Origin of the sequence: Marinilabilia rubra (assembly GCF_003121985.1) — a bacterium.
Lineage (GTDB): Bacteria > Bacteroidota > Bacteroidia > Bacteroidales > Marinilabiliaceae > Marinilabilia > Marinilabilia rubra.
Genome location: NZ_QEWP01000002.1, coordinates 428,399 through 441,279, shown reverse-complemented (window position 1 = coordinate 441,279; position 12,881 = coordinate 428,399). Strand labels below are relative to the sequence as shown.

Genomic DNA, 12,881 nt, shown 5'->3' with positions numbered 1-12,881 from the left:
AATGATCAAATTTTCAGAATAAAAGAAATAAAACGTAATGAAGGATCTTTCGATGCACATCATGGACATAGCCGAAAACTCCATCAAAGCGGGAGCGGATGAGGTAGACGTGAGTCTGGTGTTTTTGGGAGAAACTCTTGAAATGACCATTCGCGACAACGGTTGCGGAATGGATGCAGAGATGGTTCAGAAAATAACTGACCCATACACAACATCCCGAACTACCAGAAAGGTAGGACTGGGTCTGCCGTTTTTGAAAATGAATGCCGAGCAGACCGGTGGGAAAGTAGAAGTGGTTTCGGCCCCCGGTGAAGGAACAACCGTAAAAGCCGTGTTTTTTACCAGCAATATTGACTGCATCCCTTTGGGTGAGGTTGCATCCACTTTGTCCCTTTTGATAACAGGTAATCCTGCTATCAATGTTAAAGTGAGAATCCAAAAAGATGAAGAAGTATATGAAATTTCATCCCGTGAAATCAATGATATACTGGATGGAATTCCGATATCACACCCCAAAGTTGGGGTTTTTGTAAAAAATATGTTGAAGGAAGAACTGTAAGTTATTTTAATCTGATCAGCTATGAGTAAAGTAAAGAATCTTCAGGACCTCAAGAAAATGAGAGACGATCTCAAAGGGAAAATCACCCTGAGAGAGAAAAGTGATCACCCTGACAGCCTTGTACAAATTAAGGTTTCGATGGCGACCTGTGGCATTGCTTCCGGTGCAAGAGATACCATGAATTATATGGTTGATGAACTGGAAAGTCAGGCTGTTGATGCAGTGGTGACTCAAACCGGCTGCATGGGCTATTGCTATGCAGAGCCTACTATTGAAGTGACACTGCCCGGCGAAAAACCAGTTGTATTTGGGCAAGTTGACACAAAAAAGGCCTCTGAGATTATTGAAAAATACATCAAAAATGGGGAGTTGGTGGATGGAATTATCCCCGACAGTTATGAAACGATTGATAAAAAGTAAATCTAAACTCTGAATCAAAATAAAGCTATGGCCAAATACAAAAACCATATTCTTGTTTGTGGAGGTACGGGATGCCGCGCCTCGGAAAGCGAAGCCATTGCCTCAAATTTAAACGCCTCTTTGAGCGAGAACAATCTTCAGGATGATGTTCAGGTTGTTCGTACCGGGTGTTTTGGTTTCTGCGAAAAAGGTCCTGTTGTTAAAATGGTGCCTGATAATACCTTCTATGTGCACGTAGCGCCTGATGATGCTGAAGACATAGTTCTTGAGCATGTCATTAAAGGGCGTAAAGTAGAGCGTTTGTTATATGTTGATCCCGAAACAAAGGAGCATGTAAGCGACTCACGACATATGGACTTCTATAAAAAACAGTTGAGAATTGCTTTGCGAAACTGTGGTTTTATTAATCCCGAAAACATTGATGAGTACATTGCCCGTGACGGTTACAGTGCACTTGGAACCATAATGGAGGAAATGACTCCTGAAGCAGCCATTAACGTGGTCAAAGATTCTGGTCTTCGTGGCCGCGGAGGAGGAGGTTTCCCTTCAGGATTAAAATGGGAATTGACCCGTAAGTCGGAAGCTGACCAGAAATATGTGGTTTGTAATGCCGATGAAGGGGATCCCGGTGCATTTATGGATCGCTCGATTCTTGAAGGGGATCCCCATTCAGTGCTGGAGGCTATGGCCATTTGCGGTTACTGCATTGGGGCCGACAGGGGGCTGATTTATATCCGGGCTGAATATCCTCTTGCCATTAAACGTTTGAAGATAGCTATTGAGCAAGCACGGGATTATGGCTTGTTAGGCAACGATATTTTTGGAACTGGTTTCAATTTTGATGTTGAGATTCGCTATGGAGCCGGTGCCTTTGTTTGTGGAGAGGAGACTGCCCTCATTCACTCAATGGAAGGGTTGCGTGGCGAACCTACCGTGAAGCCTCCTTTTCCTGCACAAAGTGGATACAAAGAGAAGCCAACCAATGTTAACAACGTTGAAACGTTCGCTAACATTCCGGCTATTTTCCTGAAAGGGGCTGACTGGTTTAAAAAGATTGGAACAGAAAAAAGTCCAGGAACTAAAGTTTTTGCTCTGGCCGGAAAGGTTAATAACGTAGGACTTATTGAAGTCCCCATGGGAACCACCCTCCGTGAAGTTATTTTCGATATTGGAGGTGGCATCAAGGGCGGAAAGAAATTTAAAGCAGTTCAGACAGGAGGTCCTTCCGGAGGTTGTCTGACAGAGGACCACCTTGATCTGGCCATCGATTATGACGGACTTCTGGCAAGTGGTTCCATGATGGGATCAGGTGGTATGATTGTAATGGATGAAGACGACTGTATGGTTTCTGTTGCTAAATTCTATCTCGATTTTACTGTTGAGGAAAGCTGCGGAAAATGTACCCCATGCCGGGTTGGAAATAAGCGACTTCATGAAATGCTGGACAAAATCACACTGGGACAGGGAGAAGAGGGAGACCTGACTCGCCTGCGCAATCTGGCAAATGTCATAAAGGATACCGCCCTGTGTGGGTTGGGACAAACTTCTCCCAACCCCGTTCTGTCTACAATGGACAATTTCCCCGAGGAGTATCAGTCTCACGTGAAGGAGAGTAAATGCCCTGCCGGACAATGTCGTGCACTGATGCAGTATGTTATCAACTCCAAATTGTGTGTGGGCTGTACGCTCTGTTCCAGAGTTTGCCCGGTTGATGCCATTTCGGGAGAGAAGAAACTGCCTCATGTCATAGACAGCAGTGTGTGTATTAAATGCGGTGCCTGTATCGAGAAATGTAAATTTGGCGCCATCAGCATTCAGTAACCTTATCTGATAATATTGAAAAAGGATTTTGTATGAACTTAGTAAAACTAACTATAGATAATAAACCGGTTGTGGTGGAAAAAGGTACCACCCTGCTGGAGGCTGCTAAATCTATCGGGGTCAATATTCCGTCTTTGTGCTATATGAAGATGGATGATATGAACTTTGAGAATAAGCCTGGTGGTTGCCGTGTTTGTGTGGTGGAGGTTGAAGGCCGTCGCAATCTGGCTCCTGCCTGTAAAACAGAGTGTATGGAAGGCATGGAGGTGCATACACACTCTGTAAGAGTTATCAATGCCCGACGTACAGTTGTTGAATTGATTCTTTCGGATCACCCGCCGGAGTGTCTTACCTGCGCTAAATCCGGAGAGTGTGAACTTCAGGATCTTGCTCAGAATCTTGGAATTCGGGAAATTCATTATACCGGTGAGCAATCTACTTACAAGGGGGATCAGTCACCTGCCATTATTCGCGAGATGGACAAATGTATCATGTGCCGCCGTTGCGAAACAGCTTGTAATGAAGTTCAGACCGTCGGTGTTTTATCTGCTGTAAACCGTGGTTTCGAATCAGTGGTAGCACCAGCTTTCGAAATGGATTTGGATCACTCAGTCTGTACTTATTGCGGACAGTGTGTGGCTGTTTGTCCTACGGGTGCTCTTACCGAGCGTGATTACACCTGGAAAGTGATTGAAGCTCTTGTTGATCCCGCCAAAACAGTGGTTGTTCAAACTGCCCCTGCCGTTCGTGCTGCCTTGGGCGAAGCTTTTGGCATGGAAGCCGGGAATTTGGTTACCGGAAAAATGGTGGCTGCATTGCGTAAACTTGGGTTTGACTATGTATTTGACACCGATTTTGCTGCCGACCTTACCATTATGGAGGAAGGAACCGAATTGCTGGATCGTTTAAATCGCCATCTGAATGGTGATCAGGATGTGAAGTTGCCTATTTTGACAAGCTGTTGTCCGGGGTGGGTGAAGTTTTTTGAGCATCATTTCCCCGAAATGAAAGATGTGCCCTCAACGGCTAAATCACCCCAACAGATGTTTGGATCCATTGCCAAGTCTTATTTTGCTAAGAAGCTGGATAAGAAACGTGAGGATTTGGTTGTGGTATCAGTGATGCCTTGTCTGGCCAAAAAATATGAGTGTACCCGGGAGGAGTTTTCAGTGAACGGAGATGCTGATGTGAATGTATCTATCTCTACCCGTGAGCTGGCGCAACTTATTAGAAATGCCAATATTGATTTCACTTCTCTTACCGACGAGAATTTTGATAATCCACTTGGTGAATCAACCGGTGCCAGTGTGATCTTTGGTACTACTGGTGGTGTTATAGAGGCTGCTGTACGAACAGCATATGAAGTTCATACGGGTAAGACGCTTGAAAAAGTAGACTTCGAAGAGCTTCGTGGAATGGAAGGTTCCCGCAAAGCTACTGTGGATTTCGATGGTCTTAAGCTTAACATTGGTATTGCCCATGGACTTGGAAATGCAAGAAAGCTGTTGGAAGATGTGAAATCCGGAAAGTCGGAGTTTCATGCCATTGAGATTATGGCTTGCCCCGGAGGTTGTATTGGTGGAGGCGGTCAGCCATACCATCATGGTGATGTTGATATCCTTAAAAAACGTCAGCGGGCCATTTATGAGGAGGATGCCGGCAAACCGATCCGTAAGTCACATGAGAACCCTTTTATTCAGGAACTATATGCTGAATTTTTGGGCAAACCTCTCAGTGATTTGTCTCACGAGTTATTGCATACCCACTATTTTGATCGCAAGAAGAAAGCGGAAGTAAAATAGGTTAAGGTTCAACGAACCTACAATTGTTCATTGATAATTGATAACTGAATAAGTTATGGCAAAAGTAAAAATACCCGAAAATAAAGTCCAGGAGTTGAGAGACTTGTGTAAGAATTTTGACAATGAACCTGGTGAATTGATTAATGTATTGCATGGAGCTCAGGGGATGTTTGGTTACCTTCCTGCTGAGGTTCAGGAGATAGTAGCCGACGAAATGAATGTATCGGTGGCTCATGTATACGGAGTGGTGACCTTTTATTCATTTTTTTCAATGTTGCCCAAAGGAAAGCATCCTATTTCCATTTGCATGGGAACTGCTTGTTATGTTCGGGGAGCGGAGAAAGTTCTTGACGAATTTAAACGGCATCTGGAGGTGAAAGTGGGTGAAACCACTCCCGATGGCAAGTATTCATTGAGTTGTCTGCGTTGTGTGGGAGCCTGTGGTCTGGCCCCTGTGGTCACCATTGGAGAGCGCGTGTACGGGCGGGTTTCTCCGGAAGATGTACGAGGCATTCTTGAAGAGTACTAGTGTCAAGTCAAGTGTAGAATGTCGGGTAAGCCACCGCTATTTTTCACCTTGTGCAAATCAACAAAAAAGTAAGCATAGCCGTAGCTACGTGAGTCTTTTTTTTGAGAAGCACAAGGTAGAAAGAGCAAGGCTTGGGCCGTCAGACTATGCTTGACTTGACACTGGAATATTTATTGCTAAGGTGATAATAAATGAATCTGCCACTTTTGAAGAGGTGGTTTAGGAACGGCGGATTGAATCCGCCGTTTTTTTTATTTCAAAAAAAGCCAAGATGTTGCTGTTTTTGCCCTTGAAAATGTCACGTTTACCATCTGGATTGGTTAAATTAGGTGCCCCCAAATGTACTGGGTGATGATGCTTCAACAATTACGTATATAATCCGCCGTACCTGATGAGCCTCTGCTTTATGGATGGAGGTGTTGTCATATTTTTAAGTATGTTCATGGACCTGTCTGGGAATCCAAATGTTTCTGCAGAGAAATATTCCTTGAATTCTTTCCGTAAACCCGCCAATCGTTGTAACTTTATCAGATTAAAGTTCACGCTTATGCCAGTTATCTATCATCCTCAGAAATATAAACTTGAAGACCGTCCTTTGGAAAATTTCATTGACTCCAATGAGATTTGGGACATATTAAAGCAAAATGAAAATCCATCTCTTGAGCGGGTTCGTGAAGTGATTGCAAAATCGTTGGATAAAAACAGGTTGACAATGGAAGAGACCGCTGTTTTGATTAATGCCAACAGTCCCGAAATGATTCAGGAAATTAAGGATGGGGCCCGTGAGTTGAAAGAGCGGGTTTACGGAAAACGGATTGTCCTTTTTGCGCCATTGTATATTGGCAATTTGTGTGTCAATAACTGTGCTTATTGTGGCTTTCGCACCGATAATAAAAACCAAAAGAGAACGACTCTTCTTCCTGCTGAGGTAGAAGAAGAGGTGAAGATGCTGGAAGATGCCGGCCATAAACGTCTGATCCTGGTTTTTGGTGAACATCCCAAATATAATCCTCAGTTTATCGCCGGTACCGTTCGCAATGTGTATAAAGTTAAACACGGCAATGGTGAAATACGGCGGGTCAATATTAATGCTGCACCATTGGATGTAGAGGGCTTTCGAGTGGTTAAGGATGCCGGAATTGGCACCTACCAGGTTTTTCAGGAGACCTATAACAGGGACGCTTACCTGAAAGTCCATTTAGGAGGTAAAAAGCGCGATTACCACTGGCGCATTACTGCTCTTGACCGGGCTCAGGAAGCGGGAATTGACGATGTGGGGATTGGGGCTTTGCTGGGGCTTTACGACTGGCGTTTTGAAGTAATGGGATTGCTTCGTCATGTAAATCACTTTGAAGCGGTTTACAATGTGGGACCGCACACCATTTCATTTCCAAGGATTAAGCCGGCATCAGGTTTTAATGTGAAACCTGAGTTTGATGTAAGTGATGAGGAATTTACCCGGTTAGTGGCTATTTTGAGATTGGCTGTACCATATACAGGATTGATTCTTACTGCTCGCGAACCGGCTCATATTAGGGATGAGGTCCTGGAATTTGGTGTTTCACAAATTGATGGCGGAACCAATATTGAAATGAAAGGATACTCTGCCCATAAAAAAGAACAGGATCTGGATCAGGAACAGTTCTCAATTGGAGATAACCGCACTTTGAATGAAGTGATGGATGAATTGTTGGGACATGCCTATCTGCCTTCTTTCTGCACTGCCTGTTACCGGCTCAAGCGCACCGGTGAGCACTTCATGGAATTCTCGGTACCAGGGTTTATCAAGCGGTTCTGTCAGCCCAATGCCATGCTAACCATGGCTGAGTATCTGGAAGATTATGCCCCTAAGGAAACTCGTGAAAAAGGCTATAAGTTAATAGAAGAAAATTTGAAAGAGTATAAGGACGAGCAGTTTAAAGAGAAACTGATTGATCGTCTTGAAAGAGTTAAGCAAGGAGAAAGGGATCTTTATTTCTAATTTTCTTCCTTTTTAGACAGGGCTGAACGCAGAAAGTGCAATCACGCAAAGTCTTAATGTTAGAGATTTTTTTTGAAATAAAAATAGCTCTTTCCCAATTTTTTGAAGTATACATTGGGGGAGCTGATTTTTTGTATAATCAAATAACCCAATTAAATTATGAGACAACTTAATACTTCATTTCCCAAATTTTTTTTTGAGGTCAGAATCATATCTGCCATGTTGTTGGTCTTCTTTTTCGTTTCGCCAGCCATTTCTCAAAAACCAGTTGTATTGCATCCGGAAGTAGGCGATACCATTGATTTGATTGAAAAACTGGATTACCTTTTGTTTACACAAGTGCCTGACTCGTTGTTTGATCAGGGGGTGCTGAGAAAAGATGGGGAAAATTATCAATTAGCTGTATGGCATGATACTGATATCGAAAAATATGATATTTCGATAGAGGATTTTGAAAGCTATGCCGGGAATATCGAAAAGCTTTCAGCGTATTATAAACGGCAAAAAGAGAAACTTGAAGCTGGGAATAAAAAATCGCTTGTTATAAAAAGAGATTCATTTCCTCCGGGATTGGATATTGAGTGGATGTCAAAAAAGCAGAAGTCAAAAATGATTAAAGAGTCCCGCAGATATAATAATTTGAAACTTGATGCAGACGAGCAGGGACTTATGGGGTTTGAAAGGGAAAAATACATTAAAACCGGAGGACAGATGGAATTTCCATTAGGACATTAGATGATAAGGAAATGGCCGGAAGCTTAAAATATCCGGCCATTTCCTTATCAGATGAGTATCTGTTTTTTTCCATATTTGAGACAGGTCTACCCGGAAGGCAGGATTTTATGTGTCAAGATCAAAAAGAAATCGGGGTGAAAGGGCCCGAACCCTGTAAGTGCATTGAACTTGGGTCTATAATTTCATTTTTGTTTCATTCTCCAATTAATACAAATCCGGCCCAGTCAAGGGGAAGATAACCCTCTTTGATACAGTTCAGTTTTGCCAACCGAAGGGCTTCTTTGTAGCTTTTGTCTTCTTCAAGAAGATAGCTGTAAAATGCTTCCATTAGAAACCTTGTTTTTTGGTCATGAACTTTCCAGAGAGAAGCAATCACATTGGGAACGCCTGAAAAGATGAACCCTCCGGGTAAAGCCAGCATTCCTTCGCCTTCTATTATTTGTCCGTTTCCTGTCTGACATGCAGAGAGAACAGCAAGATCTGCATCGAGTGAAAGATTATACAGTTCATTCATCATCATGTAATCCGCTTCATGATTTTGTCGGTCCGAGAAGAAAATACAGGAACGGAAGGGATTTTCCCTTGAGCTATAGCCGTGAGTGGCCATATGAAGGATATGACTGTTTTCGGCATATTTTATGAAGTTCTCTTTGGTGGCCAAAGGGCCTGTGAGCAGATTGGAGGCAACGTCTTTTTTTCGGAACTTTTCAAATATTTCCTTTGCCTCGCTTTGGGCAAAAGGCAGCGAGACCAGCTTTCCGTTGCGGAAAAGGGTTGAATCATTTTCGATACCCCGAAATGCCAGATTAGGAGCAGCATTACCGTTTGAAAAATCGGGTGCCAGGATCAGGCTGCTCAGGTTTTCAGGGCGCGCGTCCTTACCAGTTAAAAGATAGGCAAGAGCAGAGTAGTTGTAATTGATTGTATGCGATTCAATCAGAAATTGATCGTTTTTGAAAAGTGTTTCAAACGGGATTTTATATAGATATGAGTCGGGCACAATGATGATGTGTTTTTTGTTCTTCAGCTCGGAGTTTAAAGGGGTTAAAAGGGTAGACCATAACATGTTATCGTAGTTCGATTTTCCGTTTCCTGTTTTCAGACTTCTTTGCTTGTCTCTTACAGCTTTAGGGAATCCGTCAGGGAAGATTTGCCGTTTTACATCAATATCTTTACTGGTAACATAGGTAGTGTACATGACCGAGTCGGAAAGATAATAATCCACAAAAATGGAATTGGCATCCAGTTTTTTCTGTATATTTTTTAATGTGTTCTCGGCATAATCCGGATAATGAGCTGTTTTTTTTCGTTCTTCCCTGAATTTATAGCCAAGTAAATCTATTGCTGTTTCAATTCGTTTGATTTTTAAACTGTCAATTACCGCCGTGTCATTTGTACTTAGTATGGCTGATTCCAGATCATTTATTAGAAACTCCAGGGAATCCACTTTTTGTGTCTCGCCATCAAATATTGTCAGTTTCTGGTTCTCTTCCCTGCGAATGAGGGTGGTTAATGTTCTTGCTTTGTTGTTTGCAAGAGCATCACCAATAAGGGTTGCATATTTTTCATCTCCTGTGTTTTTATACCTTGCGTAATTAATATCAAAATACCAGGGCAGGTATGTCTTGATGTTGTTGGATAGATAAGCCAGGGATGACTTGTCTATAAGGTTGAAATTTAATCTGTTGGTTAGCTTCAGTCCCTCCAGGAACAGTTTTTGAGCCTGCTGGTAATCCTCAATTTTATGTTCTCTCAGGTATAGATCGCTAAAGATACGAGCCGATTTGAAAATGTGATTCAATACAAACTGAATATTGTTGGCATGGGGACTTTTAAAGAAGTCTTTCTCGTAAGAGCGGGCGATGCTGTCCGCCAAACTGGTGTAATGGCGGGCGGTATCAGTTTTGTTCCATTTGAGCATGAGCAGTGCCATGTCGTTGAGCAATTCCAATTCGGTTCCACCTTCATCCAGGTGTGAAATGTAGGAGCGGGACAATTTGTAAAGACTGTCGGCTTTTTCGAGGTTTCCTTTATTCATCCGGGCTTTGGCTAAAAGAGCATAGGTTTCGCAAAGATCAACCGGATCTTCTGTGTTTTTGAGGTTTGGGGTAATCAGTCTAATAGCACTATCCGGTTGATTGGTGTACAGATAAATGCCGGCAAGTTGGTTGATGATAGATTCCGGACTTTCTCCCCCGGTGGATATCTTATCTCTTGAGGTAATCTCCCGCGGTTTGAAAATTATTTCAAGTCCCTCTTTCAATAAAGCTTTTGCTTTATCCGGATTTCCTTTCTTGAGGTAGTAATCACTTAGATTGCTGTAATAGGCTTCAAGGTGACTATCTCCCAGATATTGACTGCTGATCTCCAATAGATCCAGTGCCTCATTTGGGAAGAGAACACTCGCTAGCCGACCATAAGTATAGAGTGCATCACCATACTGACTTTCCAGGTTTTTGCTCATGCAATGTTTCCAAAGTTTTTCAGCATATTCTGTAGCATGAAAAAAAGCCTCGGGTCTCAGTGTTTTTTCATAAATGGTTTGGTAACACGTAGTAAGTGTTTCGTAGCTGGTAGATAGCTCATTATGAAATCTGTCCGGATATTTTTGGTAATAGGGAAGATTTTTCTCCATAATGATTTCTTCATGCCTTACTTTTTGAAGAAAGTACTTCAGAGCTTCTTCATTTTTGCCCATTGAATAAAGAATAAATCCAATACTCCCATTGCTGTATGCATAGGTAAAACTGTTTAATGTATCTTCATGGGCTTTATGGCGTTGCATGCCTTCTTTGATGACATCAATAGCTCTATAAGGCTCCGATTTAATGTAAAGGTATCTGGCTTCTTCGTTGATGTACCACAGGTATCGGTTGTAGCTTTCTTTATCAAAAGCCAGGTTCTCAGCTTTGTGCAGAAAATGTAGTGCGCTGTCGTTTAATTCTCCCGATTGGTGCTTTTGATAATTGAGGTAGGCTGCCCAGTGGTCACTCATTTTACCGTTTTGGGTATACCCCCCGGTGGTGATAATTGAAAAAAACAGAAGGCTAAGGAAAATTTTAGGGAAAAATTCTTTCTGCATAGGAATAGATTTTTGAAGGTATGGTTTTAGGGGGTGCAATTTATTGATTTTCCGACAATCAATAAAGCAAAATTATTAACATAGTATTGAAAACAAAAAAGTTTTGACCCGGGTCTTAATTTAGAAGAGGAGGAAAGGCTGGAGATTATTGAGGAGGTGAAATTCAGCAGGGTGTGATGAAGAATGCGTGAAGGAGTAATTGTATTGGCTCATCCACGCATGTACTTTTCAACTAACTATTGCCTCGGGCGCGTTTTTCCATCAAAATCAGAGAGTAATAAATAAACCGGTTGACCGGCACATCTAATCCGATTTCATCGGCTAATTTAACAATGGTTCCATTCTGATATTCCAGCTCAGAAGGCTTTCCGTCCCAAATGTCCCTGGTAAGAGAGGTGGTGGAATCATATGGAAACGTATCAATAAAAGCCATCATTTTGTCCGGGTAATCTTCCGTAATGTTGATTCCTTTTTTTCGGGCAAGCAAAGTACCTTCGTTTAGAATTTCTTTAAGAATGCTGCGTGTCTCTTTTTGCTCACGTACTTCGCCATGTGTAGCACGTGTCACTGCCAGCCATCCACTTGTACAAATGGAGATAAATTTCTTCCAAAGTGCTGCCTGAATGTCTTTAGGAACCTGTCCTTTGAACCCGGAATCATTAAAGGTTTTTTCCAGTTCCAGCACCCGGTCGCTTTTCGAGTTGTTACATTCCCCAAATACAATAACGGGATCTACGGCCATATGGTGTATTTTTCCGGGGCCATCTATTTTACTGATGATGCGGCAAAGACCTGCCAAAACGTTCTTCTCAGAGAGTTCTTCTTTGAGCTCATCGCTGGCCAATACTCCGTTTTGAAGCGGCAATACCATTGTGTGACCGTCAATCACCTTTTTCAATTGAACAGCAATGTCTTTTACCTGCCAGGCTTTTACGGATATGATGACCAAATCCGGAGTGGCTGCATCAGCAATACTATCAGTAACTTTTACCTTTTTGAGGGAAAAATCCCCGTTAATGCTTTTCACCTCAAGCCCATTTTCTTCCATGGCCTTTTTGTGGTCTCCACGGGCAATGAAGGTTACATCGTGTCCGGCTTTGGCCATGCGGCCTCCAAAGTATCCGCCTACACCACCTGTTCCAACTATTAATACTTGCATAGTAGTTTATTCAGTTAATTTGTTGATTTCTCCTTCCAGGTCTTTCATGCTTTTTTCCACTCCTTTGATTGATTCTTCCAGTTCCTTTTGAGAGGTAACCTTCGAAACGGTGTCGTTTTCAAAAATAAGCAAGACCTCTTCTTCTTCATAAATCCACCATTCAATATCGAGGGGCATGGAAACTGTCTCAGAGGGTTCTCCTGCTATTTCTGTAACCTCTTTCGAAGACATGCCTTCTTTAACATCATTGATGTCTTTGGTGGCACATGCCGTGAGCATGGCAATGGCTAAAATGATCAATAATTTCTTCATTTTTTAGTATTATCGTTGATTTCCGGATAGCGAAGCTACGAAATGTGCGGCAAAATCTCAATAATTAAAGTGTTTGGCGGTGTTTTTAACGCAAAGTTGCAGGGACGCAAAGAGTGTATTGTAAGAAAGAGGGGGGTAAAAGGATGTTTCATGTCTGTTGGTTTTGACTGAGCTTTCTCCAATGCCCTTAAAGCGCGTTATGTTGAGTGAAGTTTAAACATCCGATTCTTGAACTAAAAGATTCTTCGGCAAGCTCAGAATGACATTAAACTTGGATTTTCCGAACAGTCCCTCATAGTAAAGCCAGGAATTCCAAGTCTCTTGTCATTCAGAACGGAGTGAAGAATCTCTCTTTCAGTGATCTTTTCGATCTTGGAATACTTGTTACTACGATGATAGATGATCAAGGAACATCTGTCTGATTCCTGACAGGGTTCGAAATCTGCGGAAAAAGCAAAAGGTGGTCAAAAACAAACTTTGT

At 42.3% G+C, this 12,881-nt stretch carries 10 protein-coding genes; 7 read left to right on the top strand and 3 right to left on the bottom strand.

From position 1 onward, the window contains the following. Window positions 1-37: 37 nt before the first annotated feature. From DDZ16_RS04560 to DDZ16_RS04530, 7 genes are all read left to right on the top strand, one after another. Complete coding sequence (locus DDZ16_RS04560) at window positions 38-559, top strand: ATP-binding protein (RefSeq protein WP_232526551.1); 522 nt, start codon at window positions 38-40, stop codon at window positions 557-559. A gap of 21 nt (window positions 560-580) precedes the next feature. Continuing rightward, window positions 581-979, top strand: coding sequence for a (2Fe-2S) ferredoxin domain-containing protein (locus tag DDZ16_RS04555; protein WP_109263237.1), 399 nt, complete (start codon window positions 581-583; stop codon window positions 977-979). A gap of 27 nt (window positions 980-1,006) precedes the next feature. Further along, a complete protein-coding gene (locus DDZ16_RS04550; RefSeq protein WP_109263236.1) occupies window positions 1,007-2,800 on the top strand; it encodes an NADH-ubiquinone oxidoreductase-F iron-sulfur binding region domain-containing protein in 1,794 nt (597 codons plus the stop codon). A gap of 32 nt (window positions 2,801-2,832) precedes the next feature. Continuing rightward, on the top strand, window positions 2,833-4,602 hold the full coding sequence (locus DDZ16_RS04545) for an NADH-dependent [FeFe] hydrogenase, group A6 (RefSeq protein ID WP_109263235.1): 1,770 nt from the start codon (window positions 2,833-2,835) through the stop codon (window positions 4,600-4,602). Window positions 4,603-4,657: 55 nt separating this feature from the next. Next, on the top strand, window positions 4,658-5,131 hold the full coding sequence (locus tag DDZ16_RS04540) for an NADH-quinone oxidoreductase subunit NuoE family protein (protein ID WP_109263234.1): 474 nt from the start codon (window positions 4,658-4,660) through the stop codon (window positions 5,129-5,131). A gap of 547 nt (window positions 5,132-5,678) precedes the next feature. Beyond that, entirely contained in the window at window positions 5,679-7,112 is a 1,434-nt protein-coding gene (hydG, locus tag DDZ16_RS04535) for a [FeFe] hydrogenase H-cluster radical SAM maturase HydG (RefSeq protein WP_109263280.1), read from the top strand. Window positions 7,113-7,271: 159 nt separating this feature from the next. Further along, a complete protein-coding gene (locus DDZ16_RS04530) occupies window positions 7,272-7,847 on the top strand; it encodes a hypothetical protein (RefSeq protein WP_109263233.1) in 576 nt (191 codons plus the stop codon). Between the two features lie 193 nt (window positions 7,848-8,040). Here the strand turns inward: DDZ16_RS04530 and DDZ16_RS04525 are convergent, their stop codons facing one another. The 3 genes from DDZ16_RS04525 to DDZ16_RS04515 all read right to left on the bottom strand — a co-directional run bounded on the left by DDZ16_RS04525 (window position 8,041) and on the right by DDZ16_RS04515 (window position 12,400). Next, a complete protein-coding gene (locus DDZ16_RS04525) occupies window positions 8,041-10,929 on the bottom strand; it encodes a CHAT domain-containing protein (protein ID WP_109263232.1) in 2,889 nt (962 codons plus the stop codon). 232 nt (window positions 10,930-11,161) lie between these two features. Next, window positions 11,162-12,088 carry a ketopantoate reductase family protein gene (locus DDZ16_RS04520; protein WP_109263231.1) on the bottom strand — a complete coding sequence of 309 codons (927 nt, stop codon included), beginning with the start codon at window positions 12,086-12,088 and terminating at the stop codon, window positions 11,162-11,164. A 6-nt stretch (window positions 12,089-12,094) separates the two neighbouring features. After that, entirely contained in the window at window positions 12,095-12,400 is a 306-nt protein-coding gene (locus tag DDZ16_RS04515) for a hypothetical protein (RefSeq protein WP_109263230.1), read from the bottom strand. Between the last annotated feature and the right edge of the window lie 481 nt (window positions 12,401-12,881).

Bases quoted from the DNA above. Each gene is read 5' to 3' on its own strand.
- DDZ16_RS04520 (WP_109263231.1), bottom strand. From the start codon at position 12,088: ATGCAAGTATTAATAGTTGGAACAGGTGGTGTAGGCGGATACTTTGGA.
- DDZ16_RS04545 (WP_109263235.1), top strand. From the start codon at position 2,833: ATGAACTTAGTAAAACTAACTATAGATAATAAACCGGTTGTGGTGGAA.
- DDZ16_RS04530 (WP_109263233.1), top strand. From the start codon at position 7,272: ATGAGACAACTTAATACTTCATTTCCCAAATTTTTTTTTGAGGTCAGA.
- DDZ16_RS04550 (WP_109263236.1), top strand. From the start codon at position 1,007: ATGGCCAAATACAAAAACCATATTCTTGTTTGTGGAGGTACGGGATGC.
- DDZ16_RS04515 (WP_109263230.1), bottom strand. From the start codon at position 12,400: ATGAAGAAATTATTGATCATTTTAGCCATTGCCATGCTCACGGCATGT.
- DDZ16_RS04560 (WP_232526551.1), top strand. From the start codon at position 38: ATGAAGGATCTTTCGATGCACATCATGGACATAGCCGAAAACTCCATC.
- DDZ16_RS04540 (WP_109263234.1), top strand. From the start codon at position 4,658: ATGGCAAAAGTAAAAATACCCGAAAATAAAGTCCAGGAGTTGAGAGAC.
- hydG (WP_109263280.1), top strand. From the start codon at position 5,679: ATGCCAGTTATCTATCATCCTCAGAAATATAAACTTGAAGACCGTCCT.
- DDZ16_RS04555 (WP_109263237.1), top strand. From the start codon at position 581: ATGAGTAAAGTAAAGAATCTTCAGGACCTCAAGAAAATGAGAGACGAT.
- DDZ16_RS04525 (WP_109263232.1), bottom strand. From the start codon at position 10,929: ATGCAGAAAGAATTTTTCCCTAAAATTTTCCTTAGCCTTCTGTTTTTT.